At 48.9% G+C, this 23326-nt stretch carries 22 protein-coding genes; 13 read left to right on the top strand and 9 right to left on the bottom strand.

Features of this window, described 5'->3' with window-relative positions:
- Positions 1–21: 21 nt before the first annotated feature.
- Positions 22–513: a CinA family protein gene (locus TW77_RS11145; protein WP_046005053.1), complete on the top strand. Its 492-nt coding sequence runs from the start codon at positions 22–24 to the stop codon at positions 511–513.
- 65 nt (positions 514–578) lie between these two features.
- Positions 579–1631: a recombinase RecA gene (gene recA, locus TW77_RS11140; RefSeq protein WP_046005052.1), complete on the top strand. Its 1053-nt coding sequence runs from the start codon at positions 579–581 to the stop codon at positions 1629–1631.
- A 1177-nt stretch (positions 1632–2808) separates the two neighbouring features.
- On the opposite strand, the gene TW77_RS11135 is transcribed toward recA, so the two are convergent.
- Complete coding sequence (locus tag TW77_RS11135; protein ID WP_046005051.1) at positions 2809–4755, bottom strand: hypothetical protein; 1947 nt, start codon at positions 4753–4755, stop codon at positions 2809–2811.
- Positions 4756–4998: 243 nt separating this feature from the next.
- Positions 4999–5655: a Crp/Fnr family transcriptional regulator gene (locus TW77_RS11130; protein ID WP_046005050.1), complete on the bottom strand. Its 657-nt coding sequence runs from the start codon at positions 5653–5655 to the stop codon at positions 4999–5001.
- A 295-nt stretch (positions 5656–5950) separates the two neighbouring features.
- Here TW77_RS11130 and TW77_RS11125 point away from each other — a divergent pair, with 295 nt between their 5' ends.
- Entirely contained in the window at positions 5951–6181 is a 231-nt protein-coding gene (locus tag TW77_RS11125; RefSeq protein WP_046005049.1) for a YgjV family protein, read from the top strand.
- 57 nt (positions 6182–6238) lie between these two features.
- Here TW77_RS11125 and TW77_RS11120 read toward each other — a convergent pair whose 3' ends face one another.
- Entirely contained in the window at positions 6239–7882 is a 1644-nt protein-coding gene (locus tag TW77_RS11120; protein WP_205623865.1) for an amidohydrolase, read from the bottom strand.
- A gap of 130 nt (positions 7883–8012) precedes the next feature.
- Between TW77_RS11120 and TW77_RS11115 the strand changes: the two genes are divergently transcribed.
- On the top strand, positions 8013–8513 hold the full coding sequence (locus TW77_RS11115; protein WP_046005048.1) for a DUF1543 domain-containing protein: 501 nt from the start codon (positions 8013–8015) through the stop codon (positions 8511–8513).
- A 16-nt stretch (positions 8514–8529) separates the two neighbouring features.
- Here the strand turns inward: TW77_RS11115 and TW77_RS11110 are convergent, their stop codons facing one another.
- The gene (locus TW77_RS11110) at positions 8530–8733 is read right to left on the bottom strand and encodes a hypothetical protein (protein ID WP_010383207.1); all 204 of its coding nucleotides are present in this window, start codon (positions 8731–8733) and stop codon (positions 8530–8532) included.
- A gap of 179 nt (positions 8734–8912) precedes the next feature.
- On the opposite strand from TW77_RS11110, the gene proB reads away from it, so the two are divergent.
- The 4 genes from proB to gltX all read left to right on the top strand — a co-directional run bounded on the left by proB (position 8913) and on the right by gltX (position 13127).
- A complete protein-coding gene (proB, locus tag TW77_RS11105) occupies positions 8913–10037 on the top strand; it encodes a glutamate 5-kinase (RefSeq protein ID WP_046005047.1) in 1125 nt (374 codons plus the stop codon).
- 112 nt (positions 10038–10149) lie between these two features.
- Positions 10150–11103 (top strand): GGDEF domain-containing protein, encoded by a 954-nt coding sequence (locus TW77_RS11100; RefSeq protein ID WP_046005046.1) that lies wholly within the window; start codon positions 10150–10152, stop codon positions 11101–11103.
- A gap of 69 nt (positions 11104–11172) precedes the next feature.
- A complete protein-coding gene (locus tag TW77_RS11095) occupies positions 11173–11538 on the top strand; it encodes a glutaredoxin family protein (protein WP_046005045.1) in 366 nt (121 codons plus the stop codon).
- A gap of 101 nt (positions 11539–11639) precedes the next feature.
- The gene (gene gltX / locus TW77_RS11090) at positions 11640–13127 is read left to right on the top strand and encodes a glutamate--tRNA ligase (protein ID WP_046005044.1); all 1488 of its coding nucleotides are present in this window, start codon (positions 11640–11642) and stop codon (positions 13125–13127) included.
- Between the two features lie 90 nt (positions 13128–13217).
- On the opposite strand, the gene TW77_RS11085 is transcribed toward gltX, so the two are convergent.
- From TW77_RS11085 to TW77_RS11075, 3 genes are all read right to left on the bottom strand, one after another.
- Positions 13218–13661, bottom strand: a complete 444-nt coding sequence (locus TW77_RS11085) for a MarR family winged helix-turn-helix transcriptional regulator (protein ID WP_046005043.1) — start codon at positions 13659–13661, stop codon at positions 13218–13220.
- A 1-nt stretch (position 13662) separates the two neighbouring features.
- On the bottom strand, positions 13663–14145 hold the full coding sequence (locus tag TW77_RS11080; protein WP_046005042.1) for a glutathione peroxidase: 483 nt from the start codon (positions 14143–14145) through the stop codon (positions 13663–13665).
- Between the two features lie 85 nt (positions 14146–14230).
- Complete coding sequence (locus TW77_RS11075) at positions 14231–15106, bottom strand: LysR family transcriptional regulator (RefSeq protein ID WP_052713149.1); 876 nt, start codon at positions 15104–15106, stop codon at positions 14231–14233.
- Positions 15107–15258: 152 nt separating this feature from the next.
- Here TW77_RS11075 and TW77_RS11070 point away from each other — a divergent pair, with 152 nt between their 5' ends.
- The 3 genes from TW77_RS11070 (at position 15259) to TW77_RS11060 (ending at position 18000) form a co-directional block, all read left to right on the top strand.
- Positions 15259–16413: an iron-containing alcohol dehydrogenase gene (locus TW77_RS11070; protein WP_046005040.1), complete on the top strand. Its 1155-nt coding sequence runs from the start codon at positions 15259–15261 to the stop codon at positions 16411–16413.
- Positions 16414–16527: 114 nt separating this feature from the next.
- Positions 16528–17172, top strand: a complete 645-nt coding sequence (locus TW77_RS11065; protein ID WP_046005039.1) for a cytochrome b/b6 domain-containing protein — start codon at positions 16528–16530, stop codon at positions 17170–17172.
- Between the two features lie 135 nt (positions 17173–17307).
- Complete coding sequence (locus tag TW77_RS11060; protein ID WP_046005038.1) at positions 17308–18000, top strand: DUF3581 family protein; 693 nt, start codon at positions 17308–17310, stop codon at positions 17998–18000.
- A 60-nt stretch (positions 18001–18060) separates the two neighbouring features.
- Here the strand turns inward: TW77_RS11060 and TW77_RS11055 are convergent, their stop codons facing one another.
- Entirely contained in the window at positions 18061–19239 is a 1179-nt protein-coding gene (locus tag TW77_RS11055; RefSeq protein ID WP_046005037.1) for a DcaP family trimeric outer membrane transporter, read from the bottom strand.
- Positions 19240–19550: 311 nt separating this feature from the next.
- Here TW77_RS11055 and acs point away from each other — a divergent pair, with 311 nt between their 5' ends.
- Positions 19551–21488, top strand: a complete 1938-nt coding sequence (gene acs, locus TW77_RS11050; RefSeq protein ID WP_046005036.1) for an acetate--CoA ligase — start codon at positions 19551–19553, stop codon at positions 21486–21488.
- Positions 21489–21574: 86 nt separating this feature from the next.
- Positions 21575–22228: a response regulator transcription factor gene (locus TW77_RS11045; protein WP_046005035.1), complete on the top strand. Its 654-nt coding sequence runs from the start codon at positions 21575–21577 to the stop codon at positions 22226–22228.
- A gap of 59 nt (positions 22229–22287) precedes the next feature.
- Here TW77_RS11045 and purU read toward each other — a convergent pair whose 3' ends face one another.
- The gene (purU, locus tag TW77_RS11040; RefSeq protein ID WP_046005034.1) at positions 22288–23118 is read right to left on the bottom strand and encodes a formyltetrahydrofolate deformylase; all 831 of its coding nucleotides are present in this window, start codon (positions 23116–23118) and stop codon (positions 22288–22290) included.
- Positions 23119–23326: the final 208 nt, after the last annotated feature.

Below are 23326 nucleotides of genomic sequence, written 5' to 3'. Positions count from 1 at the left end.
TTATACCTAAAGGAAATGAGTATGGAGCTTCATACTGAGATAGCCGGACTGGCGGCACAATTGGGGGCTATTCTAACGAATAACGGCCTGACAATCACTACCGCGGAATCATGTACTGGTGGTGGTATTAGCTATGCGCTGACGGACACCCCAGGTTCATCAGCTTATATTGAGCGATGCTTTGTGACTTACAGCAATGAGGCAAAGGTTCAACTGTTGGGCGTTGCGCACAATACCTTAACTGAGTTTGGTGCGGTCAGCCGGCAAACCGTTGATGAGATGGTACAGGGGGCGGCGAAAGCGGCGCAGGCAGATGTGGCGATAGCGGTTTCGGGTATTGCAGGCCCGGGTGGTGGCACACAAGACAAGCCGGTTGGTACTGTATGGTTTGGCTTCTATTTACAGGGAAAAATACTGTGTGAAGTGTGTCAATTTGCCGGAAATAGAGCCGAAGTTAGAAAGCAAGCTATTGAATTTACTATTAGAAAAATTATTTCTCTGCTAAATGCTTAAATTAAGCTTGATACTGTAATTCCATACAGTATACTTGTCGTCAATACGCTAGATTGGAGAAGCAAATGAACGATAACAAACAAAAAGCGCTCGACGCTGCATTGTCTCAGATTGAAAGACAATTTGGTAAAGGCTCTATCATGAAACTGGGCGACAGCCAGGCATTGGATATTGAAGCCGTTTCAACCGGATCTTTGGGGCTGGATATCGCTTTGGGTATCGGTGGTTTGCCAACTGGTCGTATTGTAGAAATTTATGGTCCTGAGTCATCAGGTAAAACCACTCTGACGCTGCAAGCCATTGCAGAAGCTCAGAAGCAAGGCAAAACATGTGCTTTCGTAGATGCCGAGCACGCACTGGACCCTGTCTATGCAGAAAAGCTGGGCGTTAACGTAAACGACCTGCTTGTGTCTCAGCCTGATACGGGTGAACAAGCCCTTGAGATCTGTGACATGCTAGTACGCTCAGGTGCAGTAGACGTGGTGGTGGTTGACTCAGTGGCCGCATTGACGCCTAAAGCGGAAATTGAAGGCGAAATGGGTGATACCCACGTTGGTTTGCAAGCACGTTTGATGTCTCAGGCTTTGCGTAAACTGACAGCCAACATTAAGCGCTCAAACACTCTGTGTATCTTCATCAACCAAATTCGTATGAAGATTGGTGTGATGTTTGGTAACCCGGAAACCACAACAGGTGGTAACGCACTTAAGTTCTATGCGTCAGTACGTTTAGATATTCGTCGTATCGGCTCTGTGAAAGAGGGCGACGAGGTTATCGGTAACGAAACTCGCGTGAAAGTCGTTAAAAACAAAGTGGCGCCGCCATTTAAGCAAGCTGAATTCATCATCATGTACGGCGAAGGTACGTCGAAACAGGGCGAGCTTATCGACCTGGGTGTGAAGCACAAGCTAGTGGATAAAGCGGGTGCCTGGTTTAGCTACAATGGCAACAAAATTGGCCAGGGTAAAGCAAACTCGATTAAGTTCCTGAAAGAAAATACGGCAATTGCTGACGAGATAGAAGGCAAACTGCGTGAAATGCTACTGCTTCAGGCAACCATTAAGCCAGAAGAAGGTGAAGGCCAGGGTCTGGCGGATGCAGAAGACCTGGAACTATAACGACTACTAGCGTAGCGGAGCACTCAGCAGTTCATATGGGTGCTCCTTTTGCCTGTGTTTAATGTATTAGTCGTTATCACAGACCTTCGTTGCGACTATGATCTTTATCCTTTTATCCTTTTATCCTTTTATCCTTTTATCCTTTTATCCTTTTATCCTTTATCTTTCTGAACGCCTATACAGTTTAATTGACAGGGTATTTAGCTATCATTTCTGACCTGCTATTCGCCATGCTTTCTAATATGGATGAGTATTAGTTAGGAGTCATTCTATACATCTATCAAATCATCACACCAAAGTAACGCTTATCAAATCTTGCTCTATTCAAGATGGCCTCTTCTCAAGATAGTTTGAATTTTCAAAAACGCTGCATGGCTGCCACCGTTGCGCAGATATTGCTGAGTACATTGTCAAAGTCATACTGCATGAATGATGCGGTCTTTGCGTTAGGTTATCGAATAGCCCTTAGTGTTTGCGAGTAACCTCGTACTGGTTAACTGTGCCAATTCGCAACCCCAGGTTCTCAAAGTAAGAAAAAATCTAATATTCAGTAGTTTATGAGGTTAAAGTCGGTGCTGGATAAAGCTGTTATTCATTGTTACTTAAAACAAATACCATAAAGGAATTAGCCAGTAAGAACGGCTGTGCACCATGGGTCGTGCTGCCTGGCACTTTAAAGATGGTTCGGTAGAGGGCTTGGAGACCGCAGTGATTATTAGGTGACGGCCTTATTCACCAGAGCTAACCCCCTATAGAGCAAGTGCGGCGCTGGCTTAGACAGCACAAGTTATCAAACAGAACCGATGCAAACTACGATGATACTTGGGTCAGTGCAGCGATGTGTTTACCTTATATGGAGATTGGATGCAATCATAATGGGGTAGAGAATGGACAAATCTTACCTGCTTATAAGTCATACCAATTTCACTTAATGTCTGTTCAATTTGGCGGGGCAAATATGACGCTAAGAGCATTAAAAGTTTCTCATTTAGAACCTTTACCTAAGGTATGAGTTCGCAAATTTTTGCTTGGGTTTCGGCCCTCTTTTCTCGCCTCAAAATAGCACACTTAATTAAGCAAATTGGTATCAAAATGGTATGAAGCGGATGCCGAGTCAGAAGCTGGGGGCAATAAAAAAGCCGCGTAAACGCGGCTTTAATTCAGTTTACTCTAGTAATTAGCTACCACCAGTACCTGTTACGCTCTGAACAGTACAAGTAACTGGAATATCAAGCGTTGCAGCTGTTGTGTTAGCTTCAATCGCCTGAGTGAACCAAGTGTTGTTGTTCGGGTTCTTGTAACGAACGGTGTAGGCCGCCGAATCGCCACCCTCAAGGCTTACTTCAAACTGACCTGTAGGGTAGAAGGTCTTCACGAAGCGACCACCACGGAACAATTGAGCAATTGTTGGTGTAGAGATTGGTGTTGGCTGCTCGTCTGCAGTATTGCTTGCACATACAAACTGAGGCGTTAGCGGCTTAACAATGTTAGCCTGAGGCGCTGTAGTCAGCTGCAAGGTACCACCATCCAGGTCACACAGGTCTGTGAATTGTACACCTGTTGCCGCATTGTTATCATTAAGACCAATAGTTGTATTGTCAGCCAGAGTAGCACCATCCAGAATGTTTACACCGTCTTTCATCATTTTCAGTTTAACTGGGAATGAAGGTGGGTTTCTGAAAGTACCTTTTGCAAGGTTGGTACGGTTGTATGCACCAATCAATAGACGGTAGCTGTTAGCTTCAACCAGTACATCTGCATATACCTGGCTGTCATTGCCGTTTGAATCTTTGATGTCAAAGCTTAAACGACGATTATCACACTTATCAGCACCGATGATGTAAGTGAAGAAGTCCAGGTTCCAGTAAGATAAGTGGTTAACAGATACTGCAACGTTGTGTGTAGTTGCATTAGCGTCTGCATCTGCCTTAACTACACCATAGCTTTCGAAAGACCACTTACCAGCATCTTCGTCGTAGCTCCAAACTGGGAAGATATCGTTCACTTCAATTTTTTCTGGTGCTACGGTTTTAGTACAAACACCGTTTTTAAACATGCCGGTGTCGGTATCTTCAGCTGCTGCTTTTACTGCCGCTGCATCAGATGCATCGCCTGTAAACTTCATTTGACAGGTGTTTGACGTGTTCTTATCAATCTTCATTGCAACTTTGATACTACCACCATCGAAGTTGTCAACTTTGTTGTTGTTTTCGTCAATCAGCTCGATTGCAACGAAACCACCGGTCGCGAATGAACCTTCACGGTTAGTCGTTTCATCTTCAGCGACTGTTAGGCCAAGACCGCCAGGGAAAGCGTCAAGTGAAGAGTCTTGCGCAGCGACAGTGTCTTCTTCAGAAGTTGAACGAGTTGCTTCGTTACCGAAGTAAGCTACAGTCAGAGTAGGTACTGATTGAAGCGGTTGATTGTCTTTGTCACGGAACTTTGTGCCGTTATCCAAAGTAACCGATACACCACCGGCTGCTTTGTTAGTGTTCTTAGCAGCATCAAGATCTTTGGTCAAAGTAATGCTGTCCGCGCCTTCAAGTGCCAGGCCACCGTCTGCAGTGTAAGACGTTGTTACGCCATCGCCTGCAAGTGCGGCAAGTGTGCTTGTAGTCGCAATGATAGGTGCTGCACCGTCCGCTTGCTCAAGGGTACGTGCTGTTAAGCGAACCTGATCCGCAACGTCGGTGTCTGTGCTCGACAGTTCAACGGTACCTGAGTTCGAAAGGAAGCCGTCAGCTGTGATGACGTAATCAAAGGATAGACCGTCAGCTGGAATTGCATTTACTGTGAATGCAAATGAACCGCCTGTTGCTGCTCTGTCTTCTACCGTCAATGCTCCGCCCGCAGTGTTTAGAACGCTTGCGGCGTTGCTTGTGAAGTTGATAGTGGCGTTAACTTCTTCGCTTAGCGGTTGGCCTGCAGAATCTGTTACTACGATTGAAAATGAGCCTGCTTGCTTTTCAACAACGAGATCACCAGGTAAAACGGCAATTGTTTTATCTGTCGGTGGCTCTTTGATATCAACGTTATTGTCATTGTCGCTAAAACAGCCTGCTAAACTAACTGTAACACCCAACGCAAGGGCAAGTTTAGTTAGTTTGAATTGTTTGTTTCCCATGATTTTTACCTTTTCCTTTAAATCCAAGTAAACTGAGAGTAGTCACTAATGCTTTGCAGATGTAAGAGAGCCTTGCCCCGCACGCAAATTAGTGTTTAGAGGATAAGCCCACATTAATTTTTCGTCAAGTGAACTGCTCGATCTTTATCCAAAATTTCACATAAAATAATAACCTACTGATGTACTTTTAGGTTATCACATCGAATGTGTTAATAATTCATTTTTCCCGACAATAATACATAACTATATTTGTGCAAATGCATCGATGAATGCCTGTAATTTAGCCATGTCTACGGGCTTCAGACCATCTGATGTTCTAACGATTAACCCTTTTTCAACAAGCTCGCTGACCACGCGACGGTAAGCGCGCTCAGTCGTAGCAAAACGCTCAGCTTCTGCACTCACTGTCGAATAAGCTCTGAGTAGGGCCGGGTGGTTATTCTCTGCCCTGAGTAAGCAGTCTTTTGCGATATTATAGCTCAGCGGCAACAATAGCTTGTCGAGGTTGATTTTCTGATTTTCGGTAAACTTTGCTGCGATGGTCTGAGCGGTGTACAGGCTTAGCTCAGGTTGAGCAAGGAGTAGTTGTCGCCAATGCTTTAGTTCTATCAGGTTATATTGTACATCATTCAGGCAAGTGACCGTATAAATACAGGGTTGGTTATTCAGTGCTTCTATTTCACCGATTAGGGTGTTGTTACAGTCCAGCTGACCTAACAGCAAGCGGCGGCCATTGCCCACGTCATAGCTAAAAGACACAGTACCACTTCTCACCAGGATCAGCTTTGTGAGCGGTTCATCCTGATGAATGAGCACTTCTTTTTTTGTGTGCTGAAAACTGTTTCCTGCAAAACTGAGCAGTTGTTCCACCAAAGTGGTTGAAAAATGATATTGAAACATCTGGATGGCTCTTCGGACAATTGTCCTATTTATTAATTTGTTATGAAGATAGCATGACACTTATCGGTTTCACGCTAACTCACCCGATTGAGAGGCTAAGTGCTTTTCACCCCCGTTCCCGTGTTAGAGCTTATTTCAGGTCCTAATTTCTGTGGGGTTTAGTGAGTTAGCCTTTTTATTCTGTGTCACTTGCTAAGATGCAAGATAACGCCAAACAGACGGTTGCTATTACCCCGCATTTCGACTTTTGGCGTCTACACTGAATAATGCTAACTCAACTGCGAGGAGAGAACAAATGACTTGGGAACTTTTAGGTTACATTGCGTCTGCCTTTTTAGTCGTTTCTCTGATGATGTCCAACGTGGTCAAGCTGCGCTGGTTCAACCTTGCAGGCTGTATTTGCTTTACTATTTATGGTGTGATGATCACCGCCTGGCCCGTGGCATTGACCAACGGCTTACTTGCGCTGGTGAATATTTATCATTTAGCTAAACTGCACCGCGCAGACAATAACTCAGCTTCGTAAAAAGCGCACATTGCGTGACGTTCCTTGTCGCGCAATCCAGCACAGATCTAATCCTGGCTAGTCTTGCGCATACCGCAGTTGGCCCGCTATCCAGGTTTGTTTGACCTGAATATCCCGAATTTCCTGCTCCGGTACTTTAAAATAATCCTTATCAAGCAGAATGAAGTCTGCCCATTTCCCTTGTTCCAGACTCCCTAATTTAAACTCCTGAAAGGCTGCATAGGCTGCGTCCAGGGTGAACGCTTGCAAAGCCTGTGTGCGTGTCAGTCTTTCGTGGTTACGCCAACCCTGCTGAGGTTGTTGCTGGGCGTTCATGCGTGTAATAGCAGCGTGTAAACCGTGAAATGGATTGGCCAGCTCCACCGGGAAATCTGATCCTGCCGCCACTTTACTGCCCTGTTGTAAAAAGGTTTGCCAGGCGTAAGCCCCCCTGAGTTGCTCGTCAGTCAGTCTTTGCTGTGCCATATGCATATCTGAGGTGGCGTGTACGGGTTGCATCGAGGGTATGATATCCAGGGTTTTAAATCTTGGGATGTCTTCTGGTTCAACAATCTGGGCATGTTCTATTCTGTTTCTCAGCAACTTACCGCCAGTGGTTTTAAATACTTTTTCATAACTATCTAGTACTAACCTGTTGGCGCGATCACCGATGGCATGCGTATGCGCGCTGAAGCCATGCTTTACGGCTTGTGCTATGAGCTGTTCAAGGTGCTGTGGTTGCTCCAGCATTAAGCCCCGATAGCCCTGGCGGTCTTTGTAGTCTTTAAGCAATGCAGCACCACGGCTCCCCAATGCACCATCTGCGTAAATTTTTACACTGCGAATAGACAGCATGTCGCGTTTGTCTTTGTAGACGCCTGCTTGCAGCATACTGTCCAATTGCGGATCTGCGGCACTGAGCATGGCATAAATGCGCAGCGGTAAAGTCTGCTTTTGTGCCCGGCTCTGATAGAGTTTCCAGGTTTGTTTATCAATCCCGGCGTCATGGGCACTGGTGATGCCTAAGCTCAGTAAGTGTTCACCTGCTTTGTTAAGGGCCTGATTAAGGTGTGCCGTCGAGGTCGGAGGAATGTGTTTTTTAACCAGGCTTTCTGCTTTATCGATAAAAACACCGCTTGGATTGCCGGACGGGTGACGCAGGATCTCACCTCCGGCCGGAGACGTTGTTTGTGTATTAATGCCCGCCAACTCCATAGCCATGCTATTTACCCAGATAGCATGGCCATCGACCCGGGTCAGCACCACGGGCCGGTCTTTGACATACTTATCCAGGTCGGCAGCGGTAGGAAAGTCGTTCGGCGTCCAGCGTGTTTGATCCCAGCCGCGTCCCAAAAGCCAGCCTTTTGGGTTCTGCTCGCTAAAGGCGACAAGCTGTTGGCCAACTTGTTCCACTGAGTTGGCTTCACGGATATCGAGCCGGGATAAATTATTACCCAGCCCAATAATATGGCCATGGGCGTCAATCAGTCCGGGTAATAAGGTCTTTCCCTGGCCGTCGAACCTTTGGGCTTTGGGGTATTGCGTAGCGAGTTGTTTATCGCCCGTTTTGACGACTTTGCCATCTTTGATGACCAGGGTCGAAAAAGACTTAACCTCTCCACCCCGGGTAGGGCTGTAACCGTTGACGTTGTGTATCAGAGTGAACTGAGCCTTGCTGATCCCACTGAACAAAATCAGCGCCAGATAAATAAACCGGATCATGACAGGAATTTCCTTGTGGTATTTTATTTAGCAACCAATACCGCATTTTGCCCGAAAAAGACATTGAACTGAGACAGAAAAAGCGCTGTTATACCATAATCGGGAGAATGTTCATTTTATAGGGTCAATAATGCAGTTATTTATGGTTTATCTGGGAGGTCGCCTGAGCGGCTGCCACATTGAAATGCATGACATTCGTTTTGTGGTTGGCGAGCGCATTGAAGATACGTTTAGCGCGCTTAAACAACAATGGGTTGGTGATAAGGACAAGGTGCATATGGACAGCTATGTTGCACTTGAGCATATTGATGGCTTCCAGGTGGAGCTGGTCAGTGAGCCGCCTGCGCAACAACCCAATCTGTATTTTGTTAATCTGGGTGGATACCGACATGACAGCCTGGCGGAGCAGCACGCATTTGGTTTGTTCGTCGCCCCTACCGCCCAGGTCGCCAAAGCGCGGGCGCTGGACACCTTGTTGCCTGGAGTGGACTTACCCCACAAAGATGACTTGTATGCTGTGGATGATTGTATGGCGATAGATTTGATTGACGGGCAGCATTATGTGCGTCTGACACCCAGTGGCCAGTCACAGTCACTGGCACCGCAGTGGTTTGGCTATCACAAACTGTAAAGCGCTGCAAAGAAGGTTATTCTTCTTTATCGGCCTTAATTGCGATCCGGATGGCGATAATGACGATGGCAAACATCAGAAAAGGGAGCGCCGCTAAGGCATATTCTGCAATGTGGCTGTCCTGATAATTGGGCTGCAAAATAAAGTGCCCACCAATGCATAAGGCGATACTGACAAAGAGTAAAGGTAGCATTTTCAGTTCTTTATTGGGTTTGCTCATGGTTTTTGCCTGTACAGTGCGTTTCGTCACAGGCTTTTTAAACGAGTTATCTCCACAACGCAAGCCATTGTCGGTGTTTCTTTGATCCAGCCCCTTTTTTAGCCTGCCATTTTTTTGCCTGCACCTTCGTGATATAACAAAGCCCAATGCCTGTCATTTGTACAGTGAGGGAATGAGGAATGAAAAAAACTAAGGTAATCGTGATCAAGCTCGGCACCAGCGTCTTAACCGCAGGTACGGATAAGCTAAACAAGCCGCGTATGATCGACATTGTGACCCAGTGTATGACACTCAAGCAGCAAGGCTACCAGCCAGTGCTGGTCTCCAGTGGCGCAGTTGCGGCAGGCAGAGATGCCGTTGAGCACAGCGTGGGTGTTTCCATTGCAGAGAAGCAGATGCTTGCAGCCATAGGTCAGGGGCAATTGATCCATCTGTGGCAATCGCTGTTTGCACTTTACGACCAGCCGGTGGCACAGCTGCTGTTAACCCGTGCCGATGTCGAAGACAGAGGACGCTATCTCAATGCGCGCGATACCATTACTCAGCTGTTAAAACATCAGGTGATCCCCATCGTTAACGAAAACGATGCGGTTGCCACTTCGGAAATCAAAGTCGGCGACAACGACAACCTGTCATCGCTGGTGGCTATTCTGGCCAATGCCGATAAGCTGCTGTTGTTGACCGATCAGCCTGGTTTATTTACTGCCGATCCGCGCAGCAACCCGACCGCGACGCTTATCTCAGAAGTAGAGCAAATTGATCAGTCACTGATGGCGTTGGCGGGGGGAGCAGGCAGTAAGCTGGGCACAGGTGGCATGTATACTAAGCTTGAGGCCGCGCGTACGGCACAGCGTGCGGGGATTGAGACCATCATTGCTAAAGGCGCCGAGCCACAGGTAATAGAGCAAGTGATGGCGGGCACGGCGCAAAGTACCACCTTTGTGCGTTTTGATGCACCGCTTGAGGGGCGTAAAAAATGGTTGTTGTCGGGTCCTAAATCGGCAGGCTTTGTGCAATGTGACATCGGCGCTGTTGCAGCCATCAGTCATCAGGGCGCAAGCCTGCTGGCCAAAGGCATTGTTGCGATGGGAGGAGAGTTTGCACGAGGCGATGTCATTGAAATCCGCGACCTGGACGACCAGCTGGTTGCTAAGGGGCTGGTCGCTTTTGATCATCGGGAAATGGATCAGATCAAGCGGCTGCACAGCAGTGAAATCCCGCTGGTGCTGGGTTATCCGGCCTCAAACGTTGTGGTACATCGTGACGACTTGGTGTTGCTGGATGTCTATGCGGGCTCTGTTTAACGCGTTGCCCGCTGCTTGTGTTTGCAGCTTAGCAAGTGTCCGTGTGGGCAATTATTGAAAGCTGGTAAATAAACGCTAATCTTTAGAGTGAATCTGATCACCGGGCAACCATGTGACTAAATCCACCTGCGGACACGAATACACCATCAGCTTAGTGCAGCTCAAAGAAGAGCGCGCTTTATATCAGCAGTTTTGTCATATCCTGACATCGCTGCTGCCAGAGGTGGCACTCAGCTTTTTTATTCGCCCCAGTTTATCACGCAAAGAGGCGCTTAAGCTGGTCTATCAGCAACATGTGGACCAGGCTTTACCATTAGATGAGATGCTGGAAAAAGCCCATCAGTGCAGAGGCAAGCCTGCATTGATCAGCAAATCCTATACCTGTATTCCGCTGCGACTTGACGATCAGGTCATTGGGTTACTGTGGATCTACGAGGCATTAACCCCGGCGAACTGCAATCTGGCCGCTCATCTGATGCATGTTTTTTTCCATCAGTTACATACCCTGGTACTGGCCCGTATTGATCCCTTATCGCAGCTGCTGAACCGGCAAACCTTTGATGAAAAGGTGCTTGAAATTGCCTCCGGCCAGGGCTTTTTGCAACCGCGGGAGGAGCCGGATCTGCGCGGCTGGTATCTGGCGCTGTTCGATATCGACCACTTTAAGCGGGTGAATGACTCCTTTGGTCATGTCATCGGAGACGAAGTGATTTTATTGACTGCCCAGCACCTGAAAGACAACTTTCGCGCCGAAGACTATGTTTTTCGTTATGGTGGTGAGGAGTTTGCGGTTTTGTTTCAAGCGCATAGCGACGAGGAAGCGCAATCACTGTTGGACCGGGTCCGCAAGGTAATAAGTCAGGTGGCATTTCCTCAGGTGGGTAACATTACGCTCAGTGGTGGCTATACCGAGGTCACGGATGTTATGCAAGTGTCGGAATTAGTCAACCAGGCGGATACCGCGCTATACCATGCCAAACAACATGGTCGCAATCGGGTTGTTTTCTATTGTACGCTAGGACTTGCTACGCCTCAGGTCATGACCTCAGACATCGAACTTTTTTAAGTCACCGGGGGCCAATTTTTCGGCCAGATTGTGGTATTCTACGCGCCACAAGAAACCTGGAGTATGACAATGAAATTAATCCGTATGCTGCTTGGCAGCCTGATCTTAGTGTTTGATTTTATCTTTACCCCGCGCAGTAAAAAACGCCCGGCAGACGCGCAGGCAAAGTTGGATGCGCAAACCGCTAAACTGAAGCTGTATCAGTTCAAGGGCTGCCCGTTTTGCGTCAAGGTACGCCGCGCGGCTAAGCGCGAGGGGTTGAAACTGGAAACCCGTGATGCGATGAATAATCAGGTATATCGCCAGGAGCTGCAAGAGCAGGGCGGTAAAATAAAGGTGCCTTGCCTTCGCATTGAAGAGCAAAACCAGGTGACCTGGTTGTATGAATCGAACGACATTGTGGCGTATTTACAAAAGCTTGAACAGGCTGCTTAATCACCACACCCGGTAAACTGTGTTGCAATAGTTTGCCCGCACAAGGGGCTATGCTAGCATTAGCCCCATGACCTCACTAGACACAATTTAAGAGAAAAAACATGACTATCCGTACGCGTGTTGCCCCGTCACCGACGGGCGATCCCCACTTAGGCACGGCCTATATTGCGTTATTCAACTACTGTTTTGCCAAGCAGCAAGGCGGTGAATTCGTGCTGCGTATCGAAGATACCGATCAGCAAAGAAGTACCCCGGAATCAGAGCAGGCGATTATGGACAGCTTGCGCTGGTTGGGTCTTGAGTGGGATCACGGACCGGATGTGGGCGGTGAATTCGGCCCTTACCGTCAGTCTGAGCGTAGCGATTTATATAAAAAATATGCTCACCAACTGGTTGAAGAAGGTAAGGCGTTCTACTGCTTCGCAACGGCGCAAGAGCTGGACGAAATGCGCGAGCAGCAAATGGCCGAAGGGTTACGCCCTAAGTACGATGGTCGCGGTCTGAAGCTGAGCCAGGAAGAAATTCAGGCAAACCTGGATGCAGGTAAGCCGTACGTGATCCGCATGATGATCCCAGAAGAAGGCAGCTTTAAGTTTAACGACTACCTGCGCGGTGAGATTGAGATCCCGTGGGAAAATGTCGATATGCAGGTACTACTCAAAGCAGATGGCTTCCCAACTTACTTCCTGGCCAACGTCGTTGACGATCACCACATGCAGATCAGCCATATCTTCCGTGGTGAAGAGTGGATCAACTCAGCGCCTAAGCTGCTGAAGCTGTACGAAGACTTTGGCTGGCAGGCGCCGGTACTAGGCCATTTGCCACTACTGCGTAACCCGGATAAGTCTAAGCTGTCTAAGCGTAAGAACCCAACTTCTATTAACTACTACAAAGAAATGGGTTATCTGCCTGAAGCGGTACTGAACTACCTGGGCCGTATGGGCTGGTCAATGCCGGACGAGCGTGAAAAGTTCACCCTGGCTGAGATGATTGAACACTTCGATATGAAGCGCGTGTCACTGGGTGGACCGGTATTTGATATCGATAAGCTAAGCTGGCTGAATGGCCTGTGGATCCGTGAAGACTTAAGCGATGAGCAGCTGATTGAGCGTTTCGTTGACTGGAAACTCAATGGCCAGATGCTGGCGCGTGTACTGCCTGAAGCAAAAACGCGTATCAATACTTTGTCTGATCTGGTCGGTCTGGCAGGTCACTTTGTGGGTGGTATTCCAGAGTATGATCCTGCGCTACTGACTGCTGGTAAAGCGGAAGAAGAAACGGTGCGTCAGGCGCTGCAATTCTTCATCTGGGAGCTGGATAAGCTACGTCAGTGGAACAAGAGTGAGGTCTTCGCGGTGGCTAAGTCGGTTGCGACTTTCCACGAACTGAAGATCAAAGACTTCCTGGAGCCAATCTTCGTGGCTATTACTGGCAAAACCTCATCGACCTCGGTGGTTGATGCGATGGAGATCCTGGGCTCAGACTTGTCGCGTGCACGTTTACGTGTGGCACTGAACCACCTGGGTGTGTCTAAGAAGCAAGCGAAGAAGCTCGAAAAAGCATACCGCGAGTACCCCAGCATCGGGTAATGCACGCCTGGGTATCATTAACCTCGCAACGTCGGGGTTGAATGAAACACATGAAAAAAGGCTGAACTCAGGTTCAGCCTTTTTTATTGCCTAATTATCACTGAGCTGGCTACTTAAAAAGGTATCCAGCAGTGCCTTAAGCTGTTGCAGATCTGCCACTGGCATATTGGTTTGTGCCAGCATTTGCTGGGGAATACAGCTACAGGCGGCCTCCAGTGCTTTACCTGCATCAGTCAGATAAATATGACACTGACGTTCATCACGCTCGGAGCGTACCCGTGTCACTAAATCCTGTTGTGCCAGTCGTTTGAGCAGTGGCGTGAGCGTGTTGCTGTTCAGCTGTGCTCGCTTGCCTATCTCTCCTACTAATAACCCGTCCTGTTGCCACAAGATCATCAGGACAATGTACTGCGGATAGGTCAGGCCATGGGCCTTCAACAGCGGCTGATAGAGCCGGGTGACCTGACGTGACGCGGCATACAGGCTAAAACATAACTGGTTGTCCAGGCGCAATTGCGTGGGCTGCTCTTTCATCTTACGCACTTAATGCTTTTTCAATATCTTTGCTTATTTTCTCAGGTTTTGTGGTTGGTGCATAGCGCGCCAGTGGCTGACCGTCTTTACTCAGCAGGAACTTAGTAAAGTTCCACTTAATTTTGTTGCCAAATAAGCCGGGCAGGGCGTCTTTTAGATAGGCATACAGTGGGTGGGCATTGTCGCCATTGACTTCAATTTTTTCCATCATCTGAAAATCAACTCCGTAGTTGATCAGGCAGCCCTGTTGGATCTCGCTGGCACTGCCTGGCTCCTGCTGGCCAAACTGGTTGCAGGGAAAACCAATGATGGTCAGGCCCTGCTCTGCATATTGCTCATGCAGTGCCTGAAGCCCTTCGTACTGCGGCGTCAGCCCGCACTGACTGGCAGTATTCACCACCAGCACCACCTTGCCCTGCAGGCTGCTAAACTCAAAGGGTTGTCCTTGCAGTGTATTGGCGCTGAACTCGTATAGTTTGGTCATTTTAAATCTCTCATGATTATATCGCGTACGACATAATTTAGTGTAATCAAGCAAAGAGATCAAGTTTTATTCAGTCAGGTACTTGCTAGTCGGTCGGCGTATTAAAACGATCTAACAAAAAATCAATGAGTAAGCGTACACGGTACGGCATCAGATCTTTACGCGGATAAACCAGCCAGGAGGCATTATCTGTGACCTGGAACTCGTCCAGCAAAGTGAGCAGCGCGCCCGAAGCAAGATGCGGTTCAACAATGTCACGCGCCAGGTGTGAAATGCCAAGACCTTGCAGGCAGGCCTGTAACAGCGCGTGCGGGTGATTGGTCCGCCAGTTCCCGCTGACTTTCACTTCCTCAATGTTATCGTCGATGGCAAAGCGCCAGCGGTTATTGGCAGCCAGCAGGCAGTTGTGCTGACTCAGCTCGTGAGGGTGTGTGGGCGCCGTGTGTTGATTGAGATAGCTGGGGCTGGCAACCAAAGTCATGGGTCTGGGGGTGAGTTTTCGGGCTATCAGGCTAGAGTCGCGCATTCGGCCAAAGCGAATGGCCAGATCAAAGCCATCCTCAACCAAATCGACATTGCGGTTATTAAAATCAATTTCTACGGTGACTTCCGGATATTGAAGGCAAAACTCTGCTATCACCGGGGCAACGCTGTTGGCCACAAAATCTCCGGCACCGGTAATACGTATGTGCCCTTTGGGGATCTGCTGGCCACCGAGCAGCTGATCGTTGGCCTCGCTAAGCTCCTGCTGGATCAGCTTGAGCCTGGCGGCATAGTGCTTGCCCGCATCGGTAAGGTTAATACTGCGTGTTGTGCGTTGCAGTAATAAGGTACCCAGTCGTTGTTCCAGCTGCTGGATCTGACGACTGACATGAGAGGTTGATACATCCAGCGCCAGCGCGGCTTTACTAAAGCTGCCATGTTCTACAACGGCGAGAAAGATATCCAGACCCTGCCACATTTTTATCTCTCCAGTGCAAGTAATGGCAATATAATATTTGCATTGTTGCTGTATAGCAAAATTAATTTGCCAGCTAACTAATGATCCTCACCCGCAGGCAGGCTAGACTGAAGGTCGTTTTATATCGAGTCACAAATTAACAGGAACAGAGCATGTTGAATTTCAGTTTTCACAATCCAACGCAGATCCTATTCGGAGAAGGTCAGATTGGGGCAATGTCCGACAGTATTCCAGCGGATGCCAAAGTGTTAGTCATCTATGGCGGCGGCAGTATTAAAAGTAACGGGATTTACCAACAGGTGAGTGAGGCACTGGCCAACCACAACTGGGGCGAGTTCAGTGGCATTGAGCCAAATCCCAGCTATCAGACCTGCATGCAGGCGGTGGAGCTGATCCGCCAGGAAGGCTACACCTACTTACTGGCTGTGGGTGGCGGCTCGGTCATTGATGGCAGTAAGTTTATCGCGGCGGCAGCCGAGTTTGACGGTGAGCCGTGGGATATTCTTGCCAAAGGCGCTGAAATTAAATCTGCTCTGGACTTGGGAGTGGTATTAACCCTGCCTGCAACTGGCTCGGAGTCGAACAGCTTCAGTGTGGTCTCGAACAAAGAAACCAATGACAAACTGCCATTTGCGTCGCCTAAGGTGCAGCCTAAGTTTGCGGTATTGGATCCTCAGGTCATGGCCTCACTGCCTGAGCGCCAGCTTATCAATGGCGTGGTCGACCCGTTTGTTCATGTCATGGAGCAATACCTGACTTATCCCATTGATGCAAAAGTACAAGACCGTTTTGCCGAAGGCCTGTTGCTGACTTTGATGGAAGAAGGACCTAAGTTGTTCTCTGAGCAAGTGGATTATAAAGTCCGTGCCAATGTAATGTGGTCAGCAACTATGGCGCTTAATGGCCTGATCGGCTCTGGCGTGCCGCAGGACTGGGGGACGCATATGATTGGCCATGAGCTGACTGCGGTTTACGGCTTAGATCACGCGCAGACGCTGGCGGTTGTATTACCACGTATGATGCACGAGCAGCGTGATGCCAAGCGTGGCAAACTGCTGCAATACGCCGAGCGTGTCATGGGGCTGGATATCAGCGATGAAGAGCAGGCCATTGATCTGGCCATTGAGAAAACCGAAGCTTTCTTCCAGTCTCTGGGCATGAAAACCCGCCTCAGTGACTATGGTGTAGGCGCAGATGCAGCCGATAAAATCGTGGCACAGCTTGAACGTCACGGCATGGTTGCCCTGGGTGAACATCAGCAGGTCGACCTGGCTAAATCACGCGCTATTTTGGCGGCGTGTTTGTAAGTCTAATCTCACTGTTTGGGGCGGTGAGCGTAAATCACCGCCCTGTCTTCACGTATTTCACCCGCCTGTGATACCCTGCGCTGGTCTAAAGCAAAATCACTCGGGGTAAATAGTATGGCAACAAAAGTTTGGGACGGATTCATACGGGGCTTTCACTGGTTACTGGTTATCGGTATCGCGGTGTTGTACTTCAGCGGCGAAGAAGGCTGGCTGGAAGTGCACTTTGTAACTGGCTATCTGTTACTGGCGCTGATGGCGACGCGTCTTATCTGGGGTATCATCGGCAGTCAGACGGCAAAGCTCAGTAGCTTATTCCACTCACCCAAAGCGATTCTGGCTTCATTTAAATCGACCGCGACCTATGTGGGTCATAACCCGGCAGGCAGCCTGATGGTGCTGGCTTTCTTTGTGCTGATCATCGTGCAACTTGTCTCCGGTTTGTTTACCACCGACGATATTTTGGTTGAAGGGCCGCTGGTGGCGCATGTGCCTTACAGCTGGGCCGAGCTTGCGGGTGATATACACCATACCAATATCGATATTCTGCTGATTGCGATTGCTGTGCATATTAGTGCCATTGTCATTTATCGGCTGAGAGGCAAAAACCTGGTTAAGCCATTGCTGACGGGCAACACAGCAGAGCCTGTGTCATCTGCGCCTGCTATGCGTAGCGGGCTGATCGCCTATGGTATTTTTGTTGTACTCAGTGCAATACTTTTGTTTACGTGGGGCTATGAGCCGCTAATGGCTTTATTTTGAGTCTGTTAAGTTGCTGCAATTGCTAAACTTTTAACAGATTAACACGTCATTTTAAGGAAACTTAAACAGATATGACCTCTGTTGGTCATAATTCTGCTAACATAGCGCGGTTTTAAAGCAATACAGAAGTGAATTATGCTAACTCCTTATTACCAGCAAGAAATGGATAACGTGGCAATTAGCCGCGAGCAGGCCAGCCAGTTCGCTAAACAGGTGGCGGATGACTTTAACCCTTTGCACGACGTGGATGCCAAGAAATTCTGTGTACCGGGCGACTTGCTGTTCTCATTGGTTCTGGAACGCTATGGTGTGAGTGAGAATATGCACTTTGACTTTGTGGGCATGGTCGATGAAACCAGCCGCTTGCATTTTCCACCTATGAGCGATGCCTTTGATATCACCTCCGATGACAAAGTGATGCTGTCGGTAAAACGCAGCGGTGAGCGCAAGCAGTGTGACAGCCTGACCAACAGCCTGATCCGCAACTATGTCGAATTCTCTGGCACCACGTTTCCACATGTGATCATTCCGCTGATGGCTAAGCAAGATGTGATGATTAACCCGGCGCGCCCCATGGTGATCTACGAGTCCATGTCTATCCACCTGGACAGGTTAGACATAGAGTCGGTCACACTTAAGCCGGCTGAGCCTGAGTTTTCCTTTGAGGGCAAGCGTGGCAAAATCGTACTGCGCTTTAATCTTTTCCATGGTGATGAGCGCGTTGGCCAGGGTGAGAAGCATATGGTGGTTGCGGGCGTGCGTGAATACTGTCAGGAAGCGGTCGATAAGCTGATTGAATATTACAACGAGCGTAAAGCCACGTTATAAGTGTGCCGGACACCGTTGAGACAAAAAAGCCCGCAGATGCGGGCTTTTTGCTTAGGGAGCTTAAAAAACATATTTCACGGAGAGCTGGAGCCGGTCCAGATCGCCTTCTGCACCGCTTTCTGTTTCGCGCTTCGCAATCTTATATTCCGCACCGAAGGTGAGCTTTTTCACCGGAGAGTAGAGAATATTGGCACTATAACTGGTCGTTGATTCGGTAGGGTCGACTGTGACGCCGAGTAAGTTTTTGTCGTTATCAGCCGAGAAGAATGAATACAGGAAGGTTGAGCGCCACAGTGAGTTCCAGTAGTGCTGGTAGGCAACAAAGCCTGAAGTCGAATCAATCGCATGCAGGTCTTTGCCGTCATAGACAGCGCCATGGGCCGCATTGAGGCCGACATAGCGGCCCAGTCCCTGACCCTGGGTCAGCATAAACTTCAGGTTATTATCACCAAAATTCACCCGACCAGACGCACTTAGCCCAAATGAGGTTTCGCTCTCATCTGCCGTTGCAACTTTATAGGTTAGCTCGCGGCCTAACGCCGCAACCACCAAGTGACCCCAGTCCGCTTTATAGGTATAACGGGCGGTAAAGTCGGGCATAGTGGCATCATCGGTGACAACGCGCGCGCCACCTTCCGAGGTAACGGTGCTTTCCGGGTTTTCTGCAGAGAAAGACCAGTTGCCTATGGTGTACTTGGCCATGGCCTGGCGCACGAACACAGTACCATCTGCCGGGCCAACAAAGTCGAGTGTTTCTGGCAGTGCGCTAACATTCTGGAAGTTAGACCAGGCCTGACCAAACAGCCAGCCTTTATAGGTGACATAGGCCTGGCGGATCCTGGGTGAATAAGAGTTGGTCACGCGCTCGTTACCACCCGTTGAGGCGATAAAGTCCAGCTCGATTTTGGTTTTAATACTGCTGCCATCATCCAGTTTAGTATCCGTGGCAAGGTTGAAGCGGGACTGACGCGCGTGCATATCAAACACTGCATCTTTGGGCTCACCGCCACTTACCGGGGTGGTGCCTGGCACATAGAAATCCCGACCGATATGCTGTGAGGGCAAGCTGCCATCAGAAAAGTCGCTCCAGATGGCATCCAGTTTAATGTATCCACCATATTTTACTTCGGTGCTGCCCAGCTCAGCGGCGTTCACACTGGATATAAGCAGGCCGCTGAGTAGTGCACTTTGCACGGCCAGGGCGCTGAGCGTTAAATGATTTTTTCTTGCTGTTGTCATAGTTAAATTCCTGTTTGCATTGCTCCGGGTTGTGCAGACAAACCCCGGGTGAGATCAGCGAAAGTGCCTCTTACCCCTCAATGTTGTTGATGGCGGCTTTTTACTCAATTAACCTTTGGTCTATACGACTAAGGTGGAATAGCACAAAAAAGCACGGCAGATTGCACGTCGCAGACCCGCAGCAGTGCCCGGATTGTCTACTATGTTTGCAATACAGGTGCAAGTACAACTAAGGTCTAATACTTAATATAAAAAGAGTGGGCGATCCTTGGTGCATCGCCGTCTGGCCAAAAATCAACATGGAGATGACTATGTCACAGAGCATTTATCCGGTTCCTGAAGCCATCAGGAGTGCAGCGCTGGTAGATAACGATCAATATACAAAATTATACCAACAATCCATTGACGATCCTCAGGCATTCTGGGCAGAGCACGGTAAGCGCCTTGACTGGTTTACCCCCTACAGCAAAGTAAAAAACACCTCGTTTGACAAAGGCCATATCAGTATTAAATGGTATGAAGACGGTGTACTTAACGCCTCTTATAACTGTATTGACCGCCACCTCAAAGACAACGCAGACAAAGTCGCGCTGATCTGGGAAGGTGACGACCCAACACAAAGCGAGCATATCAGCTTCCAGAAGCTGCACGATGAAGTGGCTAAACTAGCCAATGGCCTGAAAAAATTGGGCGTTAAAAAAGGTGACCGTGTTGCCATCTATATGCCAATGACCCCTCAGGCGATCTACGCCATGCAGGCGTGCGCCCGTATCGGTGCCGTGCACTCAGTTGTGTTTGGTGGCTTTTCACCGTCAGCCATTGCGGATCGGATCAAAGACTCAGGCGCCAAAGTGGTGATCACCTCTGATGAAGGCCGTCGCGGCGGTAACTGTGTGCCTCTCAAAGCTAATGTCGATGAGGCGGTCAGTCAGGATGGCGTCAGCATTGAGCATGTGATTGTGCATCAGCTCACCGGTGGTGAAGTAGAATGGCAGGCACACGATGTCTGGTGGCATGAGCTGGTGGCGGATGTCGCCAGTGAGTGTGAACCAGAGCCGATGAACGCCGAAGATCCTTTGTTTATCCTTTACACGTCTGGCTCAACCGGCCAACCAAAAGGGGTCGTACATACCACTGGCGGTTATCTGGTGTATTCCTCCATGACGCACGAGTATGTCTTTGATGTCAAAGCCGATGATGTTTACTGGTGTACCGCTGATGTGGGTTGGATCACCGGTCACAGCTACATGGCCTATGGCCCGCTGGTGAATGGTTGTACTCAGGTGATTTTTGAAGGGATCCCGACTTACCCAAGCTCCGGTCGCATCGGTGAAGTGGTGGATAAACACAATGTCACTATTTTATATACTGCCCCGACAGCTATCCGTGCCCTGATGGCCAAAGGCGATGAGCCAGTAGCCAGCTCGAAGCGCACCAGCTTGCGGATCATGGGCTCGGTCGGTGAGCCAATCAACCCGGAAGCGTGGGGCTGGTATTACGAGAAGATTGGTAACAGCCAGTGCCCTATCGTAGATACCTGGTGGCAGACTGAAACCGGCGGCATCATGATCACGCCATTGCCGGGGGCGACGGACATGAAACCGGGCTCGGCGACCCGTCCTTTCTTTGGTATTGCACCGGCCTTGTTCGACGCAGAGGGCAACACGCTTGAGGGTGCAGCTGAAGGTAATCTGGTGATCCTCGATAGCTGGCCATCTCAGGCACGTACGGTTTATGGTGATCACGAGCGCTTTGAACAGACATACTTCTCAGCCTATCCGGGCGTGTACTTTACCGGTGACGGGTGTCGTCGTGATGAAGATGGTTATTACTGGATCACGGGTCGTGTGGATGATGTGCTGAATGTCTCGGGGCACCGTTTAGGTACCGCTGAGATTGAAAGCGCACTGGTAGCACACGAAGCCGTTGCAGAGGCCGCTGTAGTGGGTTATCCGCACGATATTAAAGGTCAGGGCATTTATGTGTACGTGACGCCGAACGAAGGCGTTGCAGTCACAGACGAGTTGACCAAAGAAGTGCGTAACTGGGTACGTAAAGAGCTCAGCCCAATTGCTTCACCGGATATGATCCAATGGTCACCAGGTCTGCCGAAGACGCGTTCGGGTAAGATCATGCGCCGTATTTTGCGTAAAATTGCTGCTAATGAGTATCAGCAACTGGGTGATACCTCGACTTTAGCGGACCCAAGTGTGGTCGATGAATTGATCGAAAACAGACTAAACCGTTAATTGAGCGTTAATCGCTTGAATTATGACAAAATATTGACCTACTATATCGGCTGTCGAGATGACAGCCGATTTTTTAGGAGCCAAGCATGAACCAGTTTTTAATTGCGGACGATCACCCCTTGTTTCGCGAAGCATTAAAAGGGGCACTGCAAAACCAGTTTGACGGGTTGGAGATCTTTGAATCTGAAAACTTTGAGCAAACCTTGCAACAATTATCCGAACAGGACGAGCTGGATCTGCTGTTGTTGGATTTACATATGCCGGGCAATGGCGATTTATACGGCCTGATCCGCATTCGAGAGGATTATCCGAGTTTGCCCATAGTAGTGGTCTCGGGCAGTGAAGACCTCAATGTGATCTCTAAAGTGATGGGCTATGGGGCCATGGGCTTTATTCCTAAGGCGTCTTCATCAAAGGAGATTGTCGAGGCACTCAATCAGGTGCTTGAGGGAGATGCCTGGTTGCCAGCCAGCCTTAAAGATCAGATTGCTGAACTCGACGGAGAAGACAAGCAGCTGGCGCAGCAAATTGCGTCACTGACACCACAACAATACAAGGTGTTGCAATATTTGCACGAAGGACTGCTCAACAAGCAAATTGCCTATGAGCTGAATATCTCAGAGGCCACGGTTAAGGCACATATTACGGCGATATTCCGTAAACTGGGGGTCTACAACCGCACTCAGGCGGTATTGATTGCCGCTAAGCTGCAACTGGAACCCCTCGACAGCCAGAGTTAACAGTCATGTTGTGACAAGAAGAGCGCCAGCACGAAGATGCTGGCGTTTTTGTTATTGCGCTAGGCAAATACCACGGTTTTATTGCCATTAATAAACAGCTTATGTTCCGCGGCCAGTTGAATGGCTTTGCAGAACACCACTTTTTCAATATCCCGACCCATTTTCGCCATGGCCTCGGCGCTATCGGCATGACTCACCTGAGTGACGTCCTGCATAATGATCGGGCCCTCGTCTAATTCGTCGTTGACGAAGTGTGCCGTAGCACCAATGATTTTTACCCCGCGCTCAAACGCCTGGTGGTAGGGTTTTGCCCCAATAAAGGCGGGCAAAAACGAGTGGTGAATATTAATGATCTGATTGCTAAAACGGGCAACAAACTGTGGGCTGAGCACCCGCATATATTTGGCCAGGCCGATAAAATCGGGCTGGTATTGCTCAATAACCTGAGCCATGGCATCGTCATGCTGTTCACGTGTCAGCCCCTGGTGTGATACCAGATGAAAGGGTACACCAAAGCCTTCTACCAGCGGTTTTAGCGTATCGTAGTTGGCTACCACCGCCTGAATTTCAACGTTAAAGGCATTTTCGTATTGTTTTAGCAGCATGCCACCCAGGCAGTGGGCTTCTTTGGTGGCAAGCAGCACCACTTTGGTTTTTTCATTGCCATGTAAATGCACTTGCGCACCGTCTGGCAAAACATTGCGTAGCTGCGGTAAAAACTGCTCACCGACATTACCGGTCAGCTCTGTGCGCATAAAAAAGCGCTCGCCTGCTTTGTCCACAAATTCATTGTTGCGCACAATGTTCAGGTTGTGCTCGTAACATAGCCCGGTAACCTTGGCGATCAATCCCACATCATCACGACACTGGGTTGTTAAAACAATACTCATATCCTCATTCCACGTGTACTTTTTACTAACTATCCACCTTACTCCGCTGGGCGTAAAAAACAACCAGACAAAAGTCCGCTGTCGCTACAACTTTCGGGCTACTGGTGTCTTTGCGTTAATTGATGTTGGTGTTAATGTTGATTTTATGTGTATAAATGACAGGGTTAGCTTGGCCCGCTGTCATATCAAACACCCATTAGGTCGCTAA

The sequence above is a fragment of the Pseudoalteromonas rubra genome, assembly GCF_000967655.1.
In the GTDB taxonomy this organism is placed as follows: domain Bacteria; phylum Pseudomonadota; class Gammaproteobacteria; order Enterobacterales; family Alteromonadaceae; genus Pseudoalteromonas; species Pseudoalteromonas rubra_A.
Note: the sequence above shows the minus strand (reverse complement) of the source record. Positions and strands in the feature narration are given on the sequence as shown.